At 59.9% G+C, this 15207-nt stretch carries 13 protein-coding genes; 5 read left to right on the top strand and 8 right to left on the bottom strand.

All coding sequences use genetic code 11. From position 1 onward, the window contains the following. Positions 1-40 precede the first annotated feature (40 nt). Positions 41-2725, bottom strand: coding sequence for a DNA mismatch repair protein MutS (gene mutS / locus HER32_RS12335; RefSeq protein WP_168683273.1), 2685 nt, complete (start codon positions 2723-2725; stop codon positions 41-43). A 230-nt stretch (positions 2726-2955) separates the two neighbouring features. On the opposite strand from mutS, the gene HER32_RS12330 reads away from it, so the two are divergent. Continuing rightward, positions 2956-3501: an RNA methyltransferase gene (locus tag HER32_RS12330; protein ID WP_168682091.1), complete on the top strand. Its 546-nt coding sequence runs from the start codon at positions 2956-2958 to the stop codon at positions 3499-3501. Between the two features lie 85 nt (positions 3502-3586). Here the strand turns inward: HER32_RS12330 and HER32_RS12325 are convergent, their stop codons facing one another. Continuing rightward, positions 3587-6079, bottom strand: coding sequence for a T9SS type A sorting domain-containing protein (locus tag HER32_RS12325; protein ID WP_168682090.1), 2493 nt, complete (start codon positions 6077-6079; stop codon positions 3587-3589). Between the two features lie 202 nt (positions 6080-6281). On the opposite strand from HER32_RS12325, the gene HER32_RS12320 reads away from it, so the two are divergent. Next, positions 6282-8876, top strand: a complete 2595-nt coding sequence (locus HER32_RS12320; protein WP_168682089.1) for a M36 family metallopeptidase — start codon at positions 6282-6284, stop codon at positions 8874-8876. 77 nt (positions 8877-8953) lie between these two features. After that, a complete protein-coding gene (locus HER32_RS12315) occupies positions 8954-9730 on the top strand; it encodes a J domain-containing protein (protein WP_168682088.1) in 777 nt (258 codons plus the stop codon). 59 nt (positions 9731-9789) lie between these two features. On the opposite strand, the gene HER32_RS12310 is transcribed toward HER32_RS12315, so the two are convergent. Both HER32_RS12310 and HER32_RS12305 read right to left on the bottom strand, forming a co-directional pair. Then, entirely contained in the window at positions 9790-10557 is a 768-nt protein-coding gene (locus HER32_RS12310) for a TerC family protein (protein WP_168682087.1), read from the bottom strand. A gap of 118 nt (positions 10558-10675) precedes the next feature. Then, positions 10676-11167, bottom strand: a complete 492-nt coding sequence (locus HER32_RS12305; RefSeq protein WP_149069809.1) for a YajQ family cyclic di-GMP-binding protein — start codon at positions 11165-11167, stop codon at positions 10676-10678. 125 nt (positions 11168-11292) lie between these two features. Between HER32_RS12305 and HER32_RS12300 the strand changes: the two genes are divergently transcribed. Continuing rightward, positions 11293-11730 (top strand): GNAT family N-acetyltransferase, encoded by a 438-nt coding sequence (locus HER32_RS12300; RefSeq protein ID WP_168682086.1) that lies wholly within the window; start codon positions 11293-11295, stop codon positions 11728-11730. On the opposite strand, the gene HER32_RS12295 is transcribed toward HER32_RS12300, so the two are convergent. After that, complete coding sequence (locus HER32_RS12295) at positions 11727-12032, bottom strand: DUF962 domain-containing protein (RefSeq protein ID WP_168682085.1); 306 nt, start codon at positions 12030-12032, stop codon at positions 11727-11729. The genes HER32_RS12300 and HER32_RS12295 overlap by 4 nt on opposite strands. A 66-nt stretch (positions 12033-12098) precedes the next feature. Between HER32_RS12295 and HER32_RS12290 the strand changes: the two genes are divergently transcribed. After that, positions 12099-12578, top strand: a complete 480-nt coding sequence (locus HER32_RS12290) for a PaaI family thioesterase (RefSeq protein ID WP_149069812.1) — start codon at positions 12099-12101, stop codon at positions 12576-12578. Positions 12579-12654: 76 nt separating this feature from the next. Here the strand turns inward: HER32_RS12290 and HER32_RS12285 are convergent, their stop codons facing one another. From HER32_RS12285 to HER32_RS12275, 3 genes are all read right to left on the bottom strand, one after another. After that, positions 12655-13656, bottom strand: coding sequence for an NYN domain-containing protein (locus HER32_RS12285; RefSeq protein WP_149069813.1), 1002 nt, complete (start codon positions 13654-13656; stop codon positions 12655-12657). 441 nt (positions 13657-14097) lie between these two features. Next, on the bottom strand, positions 14098-14838 hold the full coding sequence (locus tag HER32_RS12280) for a metal-dependent hydrolase (RefSeq protein WP_168682084.1): 741 nt from the start codon (positions 14836-14838) through the stop codon (positions 14098-14100). A 54-nt stretch (positions 14839-14892) separates the two neighbouring features. Continuing rightward, positions 14893-15090, bottom strand: coding sequence for a hypothetical protein (locus HER32_RS12275; RefSeq protein WP_168682083.1), 198 nt, complete (start codon positions 15088-15090; stop codon positions 14893-14895). Positions 15091-15207 lie beyond the last annotated feature (117 nt).

Genomic DNA, 15207 nt, shown 5'->3' with positions numbered 1-15207 from the left:
GGGGGCAATATACTGCTGGGCCGGTGGCCCGAAACAACGGTTACTTGCTGCGGGTAGCCAGCTTTAGCTCGTTGAGCTTTAGCAGCGCCTCAATGGGGGTAAGGGTGTTTACATCCAGGCTTTCTAGCAGCTCTCGGATACGCTCGAGGGCCGGGTCGGCGGGCTCGAACATACTGAGCTGCAGGCTGGGCCGGGGCGCAGAGTGCACCGCCGCCGCGGGCTGGGCCCGAGGCCCCGGCCGTGCTGCCTCGGGCGTAGCTACTGGTGCCGGGGCTACGTCTAGGCCGGCCAGTACTTCATCGAACTCCGTTGCCCCGTCAGTGTCTACGCCGGCGGAGGCGCGCTCCTGCTCCAGGTGGTGCATAATCTCATTGGCCCGCAACACCACGGAGGTGGGCATGCCCGCCATGCGGGCCACGTGAATTCCGAAGCTATGCTCGGAGCCTCCCTCCCGCAGCTTGCGCAGAAACAGAATGCGACCATCAGCTTCTTTCACGGCCACATTGTAGTTGCGCACCCGCGGGCAGTCGTCGGCCAGCTGGTTGAGCTCGTGGTAGTGGGTAGCAAACAGGGTTTTGGCCCGGGCCTTGGGCCAGTTGTGCAGGTGCTCCACAATAGCCCAGGCAATGCTGATGCCGTCGTAGGTGCTGGTACCGCGCCCAATTTCGTCCATCAGCACCAGGCTGCGGTCGGACAGGTTGTTGAGGATGCTGGCCGTTTCCGTCATTTCCACCATGAAGGTGCTTTCGCCCTTGCTCAGGTTGTCGGAGGCCCCCACGCGGGTGAAGATCTTGTCGATAACGCCGATGTGGGCGGCATCGGCGGGCACGAAGGAGCCGATCTGGGCCAGCAGCACAATGAGGGCCGTTTGCCGCAGCAGGGCCGACTTGCCAGCCATGTTCGGCCCGGTTATCACCACAATCTGCTGCTCGTCCTGGTCTAGCCGGATGTCGTTGGGAATGTACTGCTCACCGGGGGGCAGCTGGCGCTCAATCACGGGGTGGCGCCCCGCCCGAATGTCAAGCAGCGTGCTGTCATCCACAGTAGGCTTCACGTAGCGGTGCTGGCGGGCGGTAGCGGCAAACGAGGCTAGGCAGTCGGCAACCCCAATAGCGCGGGCGTTCTGCTGAATCTGGGCTACGTACTCGGCCGCAAACAGCACCAGGTCGTTGTAAATATTCTGCTCGATGACGAACAGCCGCTCCTCGGCGTGGAGGATTTTCTCCTCGTAGGTTTTCAGCTCCTCGGTGATGTACCGCTCGGCATTCACCAGCGTCTGCTTCCGAATCCAGGAGGCCGGCACCTTATCCTTGTGGGCATTCGTCACTTCGAGGTAGTAGCCGAACACCTTATTGTAGGCCACTTTCAGCGACGATATTCCCGTTTCCTGAATGGCCCGCTGCTGGAGCTGGAAGAGGTAGTCCTTGCCCGAAAAGGCCATGGCGCGCAGCTCGTCAAGCTCCTGGTCTACCCCATCGTTGAGCACGCCGCCCTGGTTGGTGAGGATAGGGGCATCTTCCCGCACTTTCGCCCGGATTTCTTCCCGCAGCGCCTGGCAGGGGTTGAGCTGGTCGGCCAGCTTTTGCAGCGCCCTGATGCCCGAGGCCGCCAGCTCCGCCCGAATAGGGCCAATGGCTTCCAAGGCGCGGGCCAGCTGCAGCAGCTCCCGCGGGTTGATGCGCCGCACGGCCACCTTGGAAATCAGCCGCTCCAGGTCGTTGATCTGGCGCAGGTGCTGGAGCAGGTTTTCGAGCAACTCGGGCGTCTGGAGCAGCGCCTCCACGGTATCGAGGCGGCGCTGAATCTGGGCGGGCTCTTTGAGCGGCAGTACCACCCACTTGCGCAGCAGCCGCGCGCCCATCGGCGTCACGGTTTGGTCGAGGATATCGATGAGGGGCACGCCGCCGGGGTGCTGGGCGTGCACCAGCTCCAGGTTGCGCACCGTAAACCGGTCGAGCCACACGTACTTGTCTTCCTCCAGCCGCCCGATGCTGCCAATGTGCCCCACATCGGTGTGCTTGGTTTCGGCGAGGTAGTGCAGGATGCAGCCGGCCGCCGTTATACCCTCGCGCAGGCCATCAATGCCGAAGCCCTTGAGCGAGGTAGTGCGGAAGTGGCGCGTGAGGGTATCATGCCCGTAGTCGAAGCCGAAAACCCACTCATCCAAGGCAAAATGACAGTAGTCGGGCCCAAAGTGCCCTTCAAACTCCGCGCGGCTTTTCTTGCAGAAAAGTACCTCGGCGGGCTGGAAGTTCTGCAACAGCTTGCCCAGGTACTCGATGGTGCCCTGCGCCACCAGAAACTCCCCGGTGCTGATGTCCAGAAAGCTGATGCCGGCCTCCTGCTTGCCGAAGTGCACGGCGCAGAGGTAGTTGTTGCTCTTGCGCTCCAGCACGTTGTCGTGCAGGCTCACGCCCGGGGTGACCAGCTCGGTAATGCCGCGCTTCACCAGACCCTTAGCCATTTTCGGGTCTTCGAGCTGGTCGCAGATGGCGACGCGCTGCCCGGCCCGCACCAGCTTGGGCAGGTAGTTGTCGAGGGCGTGGTGGGGAAAGCCCGCTAGCGGCGTCTCGGAAGAGGTACCCGCGCCCCGCTTGGTCAGCGTGATGTCGAGAATGCGCGAGGCTGTAACGGCATCCTCGCCGAAGGTTTCGTAAAAGTCACCCACCCGGAACAGCAGGACCGCACCGGGGTGCTGCTGCTTGAGCTGGTAGTATTGCTTCATCAGCGGAGTATCAACCACGGGGGCGGGCCCGAGGGAACCATGCGTGCGGATGGGCTTTTTGTTGGTATCGGCAGACTTGATTTTCACGGAAGCGGAAATACGGGAATATGGGGCTGGCCTGTTATCCTGAGCAGGTCGCGCAGCGCAAGCAAGGGCGAAGAGCATGATCAGGCCAGTGCGGCTTAAGCCAAACAGCTACCACCTAGCCGGGCGTTCCTACCTTTGCGGGCATGCGCAAACTCTCGATGGAAGAGCTCAACCGGCTAACGGTGGCAGACTTCAAAAATACGCGAAAATTCCCCCTTACCCTAGTCCTCGACAACGTGCGGAGCCTGCATAATGTGGGCGCGGCCTTCCGCACCGCCGATGCGTTTGCCATCGAAAAAATATGGCTATGCGGCATTACCGGCCGCCCCCCGCAGCGCGAAATCACCAAAACGGCCCTGGGCTCTACCGAGTCGGTGGTGTGGGAGTACGCGGCTACCACCCAAGAGGCCTTGCGGCAGCTGAAAGCCGCAGGCTACGTGCTGGTAGCCGTAGAACAAACCACCGGCAGCCAGCTGCTGCCCGCCTTTCAGCCCTTACCCGACCAGCGCTACGCCCTAATCATGGGCAATGAAGTGTTTGGGGTGGAGGATGAAGTACTGGCCCTCTGCGACGCCGCGGTGGAAATACCCCAGTTCGGCACCAAACACAGCCTGAACGTGAGCGTGGCCGCTGGCGTGGTGTTATGGGATTTTATCAGCAAGCTAGGCTGGCAACTGCCCACTGAGTAGGCCACTGCTCAGCCCATAATATCAGCCCATAATAAAAGAGCCGCTTCTGCTATAGAAGCGGCTCTTTTATTTTCTAAGGGGAAGCTTAGTGGCGAACCATCAGGCGCTTGGTCAGCGCTTCAGAACCATCACCCAGGCTTACCAGGTAGAGCCCGTTAGCCAGCTGGCTTAGGTCGAGGGTTTCCTTCACGAGGCCGGGCGTAGTGGGCAGGGCTTTGCGCAGCACTTCCTGGCCCAGCACATTACGCACCACCACTTGCAGGCCGGGCGTAGCTTTGGTCAGGCGGGCCTGGAGCGTAAAGCGGCCCGTGGTGGGGTTCGGGAATACGTCGAACCCGCCGGCATCCTTCAGCTCCTGGGCCACGCCCGTCACTGCATCCTGAATCCGCAGGTTGTCGATGGCCCAGCCCCAGCCGTGGGCACCGGCATCGGCAAACAGGCGGAAGCGGAGCTGCACAATATCACCACCGGCAAACTTGTCGCGCAGATTGAATTCGCGGGCCTTAAACAACGAGGGCGTACCCTCGGCAGTGGAGTTGTTACCGCTTGTGCTGCTGTTGTACTGGTCCAGCCAGGCAATGTTGGCGCGGGCATCGTAGCCATCGGCCAGGGGCACCCAGGTAGTGCCATCAGTGCTGCCCTCTACTACTACGTAGTCGTAAAAATCGGGCGAGCCAAAAGGTTTCCCGTCCTCACCGGGCTCCACCAGTACAATCTCATCAAACTTTACCGTGGCCTCGGCGCGGTTGGCCTGCACCTTGATGGGTACCAGCAGCTGGTAGATAAAGTTGGTTTCTTGGTCGTCGCCGTCCCCGTCGGGGTAAGGATGCAGGGAGTGAATGGCAGCGTTGCTGAAGCCGGCGGGCGTGGTAATGGAGAAGCCATTGCCCACCAGATCAAGCGGCGTGGTGCTGTTGAGCTGGTTGACGTACGTAACCTGGGCATCCTTCACCTTGACCACATTGATGGTGTAAACGCCGCTAGTGGGATTAAAAGCCTTGTTCTGTGCTGTAGCCACGTCAGTCACCACCACCCGGTACGTGAGGACGTCCCCGGCTTTAACGGTGCCATTGCTGCCAATAGTGCCAACGTAGGTTTCCTCGCCTTGCTTGGTGAGCTCAATGGGCGTCTGGGCCACGCCGTTTACGCTGTACTCTACTTTTACGGAGGCCACACCTACGTTGTCGTCGGCCGCTACCACCAGCTGGTAGGGTAGCTGAGACTCAAACAGGAAGCTGGGGGCCTCGTGGGCTACCTGGGGAGCCGTCACGTCGGCTCCTACTTTGAAGCTGTAGCGGGGCATGGTAGTAACCCCAGGAGCAGCTTTGCCCGGGGCCGTGTAGGTGCGGCCGGTTTCGTTGTCGGCGGCGGTCAGGTAGTACCGGATGGTGTGGTTGAGGCCCGGATTGGGAATAACCGCCGAATACTGCTTGGGCTGCCCGGTCGGAGTTAAGTTCAGCGTCACATCAGCGCCTCCATCTACGGAGTACACCAACTTGGGCGAATCGGCCTTCACGGTCCCGTCGCTTTCAATTACGGCCGTAACAGTGTAGTTCTGGGCGGTTTCCGTATCACGCAGGGGCGTGTGACGAATGGCGGTGTTAAACCAGCCCATTTCGTCGAACATTTTCAGCACCAGGGGACCCGGGGTGTGGATGGACTCCGCCGGCCCAATCTGGGGCGTCATCAAGGAATTAGGGTCGCCCGAGAGGTAAGTACTCTCGTTCAGGTGGGCAATGCTGGAGCCCCCGCTATACCGGGTGGGCGCATACAGCCGCGGACGGTTGTTGTTGTTTACTGCCTCAGCTAGGTCGCTATTGAAGTAAAGCGCATTGCTGGTCATCTGCGTACCCAGAGCGGCCGAGGGATTGGCAAAGTTTGCTTTGTCGACCAGGCGCTTGCCCACACTATTCTCTACGAAGGTGTCGTAAGCGACGGGAATTCCGCTGTATCCGTGGCTGCCTATCTTATTTTCCACATTCATAGCATCCACAAAACCCAGGCCGTGGCCCAGCTCGTGCAGCACTACCGAAACCAGGTCGTATTTGTTGGTGGGGGTGTTGCCATCGGTGCCCAGGTACCAGTCGAACGTGCTGCTGAAGCTAGCTACAATGTCGGCTTCCCCAGCCCCGTTTAGCTCCTGCCCGGCCAGCTTCTCGGCCAAGGCTATAGGATACCATACGTTATTCTGGGGCGCCCCGCTCATATTCCGATAGTAAGTACCTGGACCGGCCGAGCCCAACACGCCTTCATCCAGGGGCCGCCAAGTAGCGTCAATGTGAATAGGCACATTTGTTTTCAACAAGGAGGCCCAGATATCTACCGCATACTGAAAAGCCGCCTTGGCCGCAGGCGTGAAGCCCGTGTATGTCACCGTAATGGGGGCATTGGTCGAGCGGCCTTTGAGCTTTTGCGCCCGCAGAAAGCTTTCCGGCGGGGCAATGCGGGTGTAGGCGTTTTCCTTGGAGGCAAAGCATACCGTGGTGCCGCCCGGCACGGAGGAGGGCTTCAGGTCCTGGGCATTTCCCAGCTGGGCAGTGGTAAGCCCCAGAAAGGCAAGCAGTACTCGTGTTTTCATGCGCAACGTGCAAAAGGTAAAAAGGGGTGGAAGTGAGAATCGAAGAGAGTATGCCAAAAATACCCTTTTTGCGGCAATGCTCGGCTAGCAAACTGAAGTCGGGTCAGCTAAGCGGGCACTTACCAGGCAGTTGCGGGGCTTTCGGCTGAAATATTCCCTGTATATTTATCTCCTAACCTGCCCCAAACTTTCTTTCGTTCCAGTGAAAACACTTTTAACCAGCTTCTTTGCTGCCCTGCTTTTGGGCCTGAGCGCACCCTCGCCTGCCCAGGCCCAGGACCCCGGCACCCGGGCCCAACAATACCTCACGCAGCACCAGCAGCAGCTAGGCCTGCGCCCGGCCGACGTGCAGAATACGCTCATCACGGATGCTTACACCGACGACCTGACGGGCATTACGCACGTTTACCTGCGCCAGCAGCACCAGGGTCTGCCCGTGTTTGGCACTGAAATGGGCCTGCACTTCAACCAGCAGGGTGCCTTGCTCACGCAAACCGGGCGGTTCGTAGCCGATCTTGCGCGCAAGGCTCCGGAAGCGGCGGCGGCCGTATCGGGTACGGAAGCCACGCTGGCCGCCGCCCGTAAGCTCAAACTCACGCCTGCCAGCCTACGGCCGGCTACCACAATGCAAAGCCGCGCTACCAAGCTTACCCTGGCCGATGAGGCGCTTTCCAAGGAGCAAATTCCCGTAGAGCTGGCTTACCTGGCTGCCGAAGATGGCAGCGTACAGCTGGTTTGGCAGGTGGTGCTGCACCCGCCCCGTACGCCCGAACAGTGGCGCCTGCTGGTAGACGCCGGCACGGGCCGGGTAGTCCAGCAGCACGACCGAAACATCCACGAGCAGCTGGCCCCACCGGCCTCCGGCGCAGCCGAGCAGCTGGCCACGCCTGCGGCGGTGCTTAGCGGCCGCCCATCCGCCAACGAAGCAACCTACACGGTATTCGCTATTCCTACGGAGGGCCCTTCCTTTGGAGCTCGTACCCAGGTGCGCAACCCCGCCGATGCGCAGGCCTCACCTTACGGCTGGCACGACACCAATGGTGCCACCGGCGCCGAGTTTACTACCACACGCGGCAACAATACCCTGGCTTTCGCTCTCGACGCAGCAAACGCCCCCGTTTACGTTGATGGCGGCACCAGCCTAGCCTTCAACCCCACATACGACAGCAACAAGTCTTTGCTGGACAACCAGAAAGCGGCCGTAGTGAACCTGTTTTACATGAATAACATCATGCACGACGTGTTCTACAACTATGGCTTCACGGAAGCAAGCGGTAACTTCCAAACCAAGAACTACACCGGTAAAGGGCGCGGCAGCGACGCCGTACGTGCCGTAGCCCAGGACCCGGAAGGCGTATATAATGCCTACTTCATACCCAGTGTGGACGGTTCGGCTGGCCGGATGCACATGTTCACGTGGCCAGCCCCCAATACCACTATCCTGAAGGTAACCGCTCCGGCTTCCATTGCCGACACCTACCCGGCCGCCGAGGGAAGTATCGGACCCGCCCTGCCCGAAGTAACCCCACTTAAGGGCCAGCTGGTGCTGGTGAATGATGGCAGCACTACACCCTCGCGGGCCTGCAGCGGCACCCTCACCAATGCCAGTGCCATTAAAGGCAACATTGCCTTGCTGGACCGCGGTGACTGCACCTTTGTGGAGAAAATCAGTGCGGCCCAGAGCGCCGGGGCCATTGCCGTGGTGGTCATCAACAACGTAGAAGACGAGTTGCTCACGATGGGCGGGGACGAGCAGCTAGCCATTCCCAGCCTCATGATTACCCTGGCAACGGGGGAACAGATTAAAGCCCGCCTGAAAGCGGGGGAAACGGTAACCGTGGAGCTGCTGAGCCCGCCCAGCCCGTACGCCGACCGGGATGGCGCCTTCGATAACGTCATCATTGCCCACGAATACACCCACGGCATTAGCACCCGCCTCACCGGTGGGCCCTCCACCGCCGACTGCCTAGACAATGTGGAGGGTATGGGCGAGGGCTGGAGCGATTTTGTGGCCTTATGGCTGACAACCAAGCCCGGCGACAAAGCCACCACTCCCCGGAGTGTGGGCTCGTACGTGATGGGCCAGCCTACCGATGGCGAAGGCATCCGACAGAAGCCGTATTCCACTGATATGGCCGTCAACAACTACACCTACGATATCATTGGCAAGGCATACACCGAGACGCACGACGTGGGCGAGGTGTGGGCCACGGTGCTCTGGGACCTGAACTGGGCAATGATTGAACGCTACGGCTACAACGCTGATTTGTACCGCGGCACCGGCGGCAACAACAAAGCCATGCTGCTGGTAATGGAAGGCATGAAGCTGCAACCCTGCAGCCCCGGCTTCCTTGATGGGCGCAACGCTATCCTGGCCGCCGACAAGGCCCTGTTTAACTCCGCTAACCAGGATATTATCTGGCGGGTGTTTGCCCGGCGCGGCATGGGGAACAACGCTATTCAGGGTAGCAGCAAGTCATTGACGGACAACAAAGCAGGGTTTGCCCTCCCGGCTGCCCTGAGCACGAAAGCCGCCCTCAGCGCCACGGCGGTAGAAGTATACCCCAACCCCGCTAACAGCCAGCTGACGCTGCGCACCTTTGGCCTGGGCACGGCGCCGGTGGAGGTAGAAGTGCTTACGGTACTGGGAGCCACCGTCCGCACGATTTCCCTGTCGGCCGGACAGGCACAGAGCGGCGCTTCCCTCGACGTGCGGGACCTGGCCGATGGCCTCTATCTGGTGCGCGTGACCACGCCTCAGGGTACGCTCACCAAAAAAGTAGTGGTGCGCCACTAGCTTTTTTTCCAGTACCGCTTAACCCCAACGGCCCGCCTGGCTTTCTGCCGGGCGGGCCGTTGTTTAGCCTGCAGCCGATGATAACCTACTACGCCGTTTTGGAGCTAAGCGAGCAGGCCGCCGCCGCCGAGATACGCCGGGCCTACCTGCACCTGGTGCGCCTCACCCACCCCGACCGTACCGCCGACCCAGCTGCCCACCAACGGTATCTGGCGGTAAATGAAGCCTACGAAACCCTCTCCGACCCCATTCGCCGGCAGCGCTATGACGCAGCGTTGCAGCAGGCGCAGAAGCTGCCTGCTCCGGCTCCTCCAACAAATTACAGGTCACGCGCCCAACGGACTCCGCCACCCACCGCATTCAGGCGCCGAGCCAGAATTAGGGTGTTGCAGGTATTCGATTACCACTCGTATTCCGGGCGGGCCCGCCGCTGGTGTCAGCTTTTACTGCTGCTGCCTTGCCTGATCCTGGTTGACTATTTCGTGTTAAGAAGAGAAGTGCAGGCCAACTTTCTGACCTACGCAGATAAATCCAACGTCAATGAGCCCGGGAAATACGAAATAGGCACTTCGCATGGGCACTTCATCACCAGCGTCGATATTCCGCTATCCATCCCCCATTTGCAGCTACGCATTTCCCCGATAGGCCATTTTGTGTTTGCAGCGCAGCTACCTGATGGCACGCCACTGCCAGTTCACAATGAAGTAAGCGTCCTGGCTGTATTCAGTGGCATTTTGTTAGTTATAGCAGGCAGCGGCTGGCGGGCTTCCAATGCGCAGGTACGAGTCAACCTGGCCATCATAGGCTCCGTAGTGGCGCTGATCTTGCTGCTAATGCTCCTGAAACGCCTATAACCAAAGAGGCCCACCGCTACACGCTGTGGGCCTCTGCTTTTACCAACGCTGTTAACCGCTTAGTCGAACTGGGAGTCGCGCAGGCGTACCGGGTCGGCCTTTTTGCGCAAACGCATGTTGAGCACTTCCACCACCAGGGAAAAGAACATGGCAAAGTAGATGTAGCCCTTTTCGATTTCCTTGTGGAAAGCCTCCATCACCAGCATCACCCCAATCATAATCAGGAAAGACAAGGCCAGCATCTTGATGGTAGGATTGCGGTTGACGAAGTCGGCTACTACTCCGGAGAAGGCCAGCATTACCCCTATCGACAGCACCACGGCCAGAATCATGATCAGCACATTGTCGACCAGCCCTACGGCCGTGAGAATGGAGTCGAAGCTGAACACGATGTCGATGAGCACAATCTGAATAATAATGCGCCCCATGGAGCTGTAAAGCTTGCCGCCGGCCTCAGTTTCTTCCTCCCCCTGCAGCTTGGTGTGAATTTCGGTGGTGCTTTTGGCAATGAGGAACAGGCCCCCAATCAGCAGGATAATGTCGCGTCCGGTTACGCCAAAGTCGTGGTCGGCCCAGGGCACATCGATGTGGAACAGCGGGGCTTTCAGGCCCACAATCCAGGAAATGCTCATCAGCAGCAGGATCCGGATAACCAGCGCCAGCACCAGCCCAATGGTACGGCCCCGCTTCTGCTGCGCGGGGTCCAGGCGGTTGACGATAATGGAAATGAAGATGATGTTGTCGATGCCGAGCACAATTTCCATGAACGTGAGCGTCAGCAGGCTCACCCAGGTTTGCGTTTCGGAGAAAATGGAAAGGTCGAACATGGTGTTTACTGTGCGAATGTGGGAAGGGTGCTGGTGTGATGAGGAGGGTGAATGCGCCGATGTGCTGATGCCAGAATAAGCCTTAGCACACCTGCCCATTGCCGCATGAGCACATTGACTAGCTCTTCATGTTCACAAATTGCAGGGGCTGGCCAACCTCCGCCCGCCGCACGGCCGCAATGGCCGCCTGCAGATCGTCAATTTTTTTGGCCGTCACGCGCACCTGGTCGTCCTGCATCTGGGCTTCTACTTTCACCTTAGCATCTTTGATGGCCTTGATAATTTTGCGCCCAACTTCTTTGTCAACGCCGGCGCGCACTTTCACGGTTTTCTTCACCAGCGCCCCACTGGGCACCTCTTCGTCCGAGAAGTCCAGCACGGTCCCATCAATACCCTGTTTCACCACCCGCGTGAGCAGGATGTGTTCCAGGGCCTGAATACGCATAGAATTCTCCGAGCTCAGCAGAATGGTATTGGCCTTTTTGTCCAGCTCGATGCCGCCCTTCGTGTCGCGGAGGTCGTAGCGGGTTTGCAGTTCTTTTTTAGCCGTGTTCACCGCATTTTCCAGGGTTTGCGGATCTACTTTGCTGACGATATCGAAGGAAGCCATGAGGAAAAGCAGGGAAAAGAAAGAATATCTTGCAGGGCGCAGGGCCCAAAGGTAGGAGTTTGGCCGTACGCCCGGCGCAGCCGCGCCGGAACCGCTCCTGTTTTCCTTTAACGTCCCTTCCTGCTATGCGTGTTACGGCGCCTCAAAGCCCGGCCGAGTGGGCCGCGTACTACCAGCTTCGCTACCAGGTGCTCCGGGCGCCCTGGCAGCAGCCTCCCGGCTCCGAGCACGCCCCCGACGACGAGGACCCGGCTACCTGCCACGCAGCGGCACTGGCCGAGGATGGCACGCTGGTGGGCGTAGGGCGCCTGCACGCGGCTACCGCGGCCCAGGGCCAAGTGCGCTTTATGGCAGTTCATCCCGCCTGGCAGGGTCAGGGCGTAGGCCAGGCGGTGCTTACCTACTTAGAAGCCGAAGCGCGGCGCCGGGGCCTCACCGAGTGCGTGCTGCATGCCCGCGCCGCCGCGGTGCCTTTCTATGAGCGGGCCGGCTATGCCGTGGTAGCGCCGTCGCATACCTTATTTGGCAGCATTCCGCACTTCCTGATGCAGAAGCCTCTTTAGAACTTTTCCCGGCCGCGCAGCAAGTCCACATACAGCTTGAAGTCGCCTCGTAGGGAAAACCACGGGTGCTGAAAGGTGGCAGGCCGGTTGTGCTCCACGAAAAAGTGCCCCACCCAAGCCAGCCCGTACGCCACCCCAATGCCCCAGGCCAGCAGAACCGGCCGCAGGAACACCAGCGCCAGCACAGCCGCTACCAAGAACAGGGAGGTGCCGATGAAGTGCAGCATCCGCGTGCCCCGGCGCTGATGGTCGCGCAGGTAGCGGGGATAGAACTCAGCAAAGGTGAGCGGCAGAGCAGACATGACCGGGGGCTTTCCGTAAAGAAGCCTAACTTTTCGCTGAAAGCCCAGTACCCCCTTCCCTTTTCCATGGAACCCCTCCCCGATGTGGCCACGCTGGTGGCCATCTACAACCAAATCAACCAGTACGGCCGCACCAATGGCATGGCGCTGCGCCTCGTCGGCTCCGGCCAGGTAGAGTATAGCATGACGGTGCTGCCCGAGCACCTCTCTTCCCCCGGCACGTGCCACGGCGGCGTGTTGGCCGGCCTGATGGACTCGGCCCTGGGGGCGGCGGCTCTGGCCCTGGCTTTCACGGAGGGCGAGCTGGTTTCTACGGTCGAGTTCAAGATCAACTACCTGCACCCCGTGCGCCTGCACGACCAGCTGGTGGCCCGGGCCCGGGTGGTGCACAGCGGTAAAAGCCTAGTAGTAGCCGAGGGCGACATCTTCTGCGCCACCCGGGAGCTGGTGGTAGCCTGCGGCCTGGGCACCTTCAACCGCTACCCCGCAACCAAGCGCGAGTTCCGCAACCTGCTGTTTCCCTCCGCCGACGACAGCCAGGAATAAACGGCCACAAAAAAGCCGGCTGACTGTTCGTCAGCCGGCTTTTCCAAGACCGAACTACAAGGATAAGGGCAGGGTACTAGTAGCGCGAGCTGGCGGACTCGTGCTCTTCTTCTTCGGAAGAGTTTTCTTCTTCCTCGTCAAACTGCGGCGCCTCTACTTTGCGCACGTTGCGGGCACAGTCTTCGTCGCGGTGGTTGCGGCCTACGGTAAACTCCACCCAGTCGCCTTCGCGCAGGTCGTTGAAGTCGCCTTCGGCCATATCAGCGTAGCTGAAGAACAGGTTGTTTGGCGGCATTACCACGAAGCCAAACCCGTTTTTCAGGTTCTTGATGGTGCTGATGCCTACCGTGCCTACCGGCCCGGCTGCCGTGGGGCCTGTCGGGCGTACGGGCTTGGCCGCGGGGCTGTAGGGTGCCGGCTCGGGCGTGTTCACAAACATGTCCTCAATCAGCGGGTCGTTTTTGGCCAGACGCTCATCAATTACCTCGTGCATGAGCACGGGATAGGTAGAGTGGTCGAGCAGCTGCTGGGAAGGACGCGTTACGCGGTTTTCGCCTTTGAAGTCGGTGTACTTGAAATCCCAGCTCAGCAGCATCACGCGGGTACCCACGGTGTTGAGCTTTTTCACCAGCGGCAGGTAGTCGGAGTCGCCGGCAATGAGCACAATCACGTCGAAGCTTTTGTGTAGGGCCAGTTCCAGGGCTTCCAGCGACAGCCACACGTCGATGCCTTTTTCCTGCAGGCGGCCGTCGCGGGTTTTCAGGGCCATGTAGTGGGTGGTGATACCCAGGTTCATGAGAATGTCGTCCAGGAGCCGGTCATGGAACAGTCGGTCTTTGTCGCGGGCTTCGGTGGCGCTCAGGCGCCCCCGGAAGAAGTGCGCGTCGGTGATCTGACACAGGCGCACGTCGGTATCTTCATCTTCGGCAACCTGATGGCGGATAAACTCGTGCAGCCCTTCCAGGCTGATGCGAGCTTTCCGTTCATGTTGGAAGTAGTAGTAATCACTGATCTTCAGGAAATAATTGCCGTCGTAGAAGACGCCTATCCGGATCAGCGGGCTATTCATCTGATTCATAAACAAGGAACGCGGGTTAGAATGAGCGGAAAATGAGCGAAAACAGGTGTGTAAAGGATGAAGAGGACGAGAAGCGGGGTGGTAGTTCGGAAGCTCCCGTAGAGGCAGGAGGGGTTCAAAGGTACGAAGGAAGCATAAAATACATAATATAAATTTAATATGGTAACTGCCTGATTCTTTGCGTATATAGACAAAGCTACTTTCCTATATAATCCTATTTTCTACAACGCAGAAGGCATCATATAGCGTCTTTATACTGTTTGATTTCACCATTCAGGTTGGGAGCTAAAAGTAAATAATCCAAGTTCAGCAAAAACCCTATATTCTCTCGGGGCGGGCAGCAGCTCCCGTGGTGGGCCGGGCCACTCTCCTGGCCCACGGCCAGGCCGGCTGCGGGCTCCAAGCTCCTGTGGAGTAATAATCTACTTGCCAGCATTTTGTTTAAAACCCCATCCGCCCAACTACCAACCCCAGCACCAACAACCCATAGCCCGCGCAAATGGCTACCTCCAGAAAATTACCGCTTTTCGAGCCCGTGCGAATCAGCGGAATTTTCACACTAACGTCCCAGAGCGGCATAAAGTATTTCACCCCGGCCTTGGTGAGCGTATCGGCCAGCAGGTGCGACAGGTACCCCCCGCCCGCGAACAGGGCCACGCCATGCCAGCCCAGGCTCTGGTTAGCAAGGTGCCCGATATAGGTCCACAAAGCCGCCGCCCAGAGCGTGTGCGTCCAGGTGCGGTGAGAAGTATAGGGGGCCACGGCCACAAAGCACCCCAGCATGCTCAGCCACACGTACTCGGTGTAGAGGCCCGCTACCACCGTGCACAGCCCGGTAAAGAGCAGGGCCAGCTTGCGCGTGGCGTCGCCCTGCATGGCGGCTCCAATCAGGCCAAACGCCAGCGCCGCCGTGAAGCCCATGCGCCGGTCGGGGCCGGGCGGCAGCAGAAAGTGCGTGTAGGCCGCCAGCACGGCCGCCCCCACTATAAAAGCCCAGCGCACGTAGTTCTGCGCGAAGCCCAGCCGTTTGCTGAGCCGGGAGCCGGGGTGGTCGAGGTCGGGGGCCAGGGACGAAAAGCCGGCCAGGGCAATACCCGCCGGGGAGAAGGGAATGCCGGGTACCAGGCCGGCAATGGCGACGCCGGTAATCAGGCCGATAGCCAGGTGAGAAGAACCGCGCACAAAAAATACCTGCTACTTACTACTTGCGAAAGTACGAAGGTAGTGCGCCAGGGCCTAGCAATGACTTTTCTCGGGCAGGGCGCAGGCGGCCCAGGGCCGGGCGCTGCCGCGCGTGTAGGGCCGGGGCTTCTGCACGGCGGCCAGGCAGCGCTGCTGGTAGATGGCCAGCCAGGCGTGATGGGCCCGCTGGCGCAGCTCCCAGGCGTTAAAATCGAATTCGGGGTCCTCGGCCGGGTTGCGGGTAGGGTCCATGGGGTGTGGGAATTAAGGGGTAGGCAAGCAGAGCGGGGTAAGCAGGACCTAATATAGGAATTAAGTAATAAGCTCCACCATACGCGCCATGCCGGGGCTTCGCGGAAACTTTCGGAC

The organism is Hymenobacter sp. BT18 (assembly GCF_012273015.1).
Classification (GTDB): Bacteria; Bacteroidota; Bacteroidia; order Cytophagales; family Hymenobacteraceae; genus Hymenobacter; species Hymenobacter lutimineralis.
The sequence above is the reverse complement of the archived record's forward strand: the minus strand, read 5'-3'. Positions and strand labels throughout refer to the sequence as shown.

Excerpts from the sequence above, each read along its gene's own strand:
- HER32_RS12290 (WP_149069812.1), top strand. The coding sequence starts at position 12,099 with ATGGAACCCCTCCCCGATGTGGCCACGCTGGTGGCCATCTACAACCAA.
- HER32_RS12325 (WP_168682090.1), bottom strand. The coding sequence starts at position 6,079 with ATGAAAACACGAGTACTGCTTGCCTTTCTGGGGCTTACCACTGCCCAG.
- HER32_RS12315 (WP_168682088.1), top strand. The coding sequence starts at position 8,954 with ATGATAACCTACTACGCCGTTTTGGAGCTAAGCGAGCAGGCCGCCGCC.
- HER32_RS12285 (WP_149069813.1), bottom strand. The coding sequence starts at position 13,656 with ATGAATCAGATGAATAGCCCGCTGATCCGGATAGGCGTCTTCTACGAC.
- HER32_RS12295 (WP_168682085.1), bottom strand. The coding sequence starts at position 12,032 with ATGTCTGCTCTGCCGCTCACCTTTGCTGAGTTCTATCCCCGCTACCTG.
- HER32_RS12275 (WP_168682083.1), bottom strand. The coding sequence starts at position 15,090 with ATGGACCCTACCCGCAACCCGGCCGAGGACCCCGAATTCGATTTTAAC.
- HER32_RS12330 (WP_168682091.1), top strand. The coding sequence starts at position 2,956 with ATGCGCAAACTCTCGATGGAAGAGCTCAACCGGCTAACGGTGGCAGAC.
- mutS (WP_168683273.1), bottom strand. The coding sequence starts at position 2,725 with ATGAAGCAATACTACCAGCTCAAGCAGCAGCACCCCGGTGCGGTCCTG.
- HER32_RS12300 (WP_168682086.1), top strand. The coding sequence starts at position 11,293 with ATGCGTGTTACGGCGCCTCAAAGCCCGGCCGAGTGGGCCGCGTACTAC.
- HER32_RS12310 (WP_168682087.1), bottom strand. The coding sequence starts at position 10,557 with ATGTTCGACCTTTCCATTTTCTCCGAAACGCAAACCTGGGTGAGCCTG.
- HER32_RS12305 (WP_149069809.1), bottom strand. The coding sequence starts at position 11,167 with ATGGCTTCCTTCGATATCGTCAGCAAAGTAGATCCGCAAACCCTGGAA.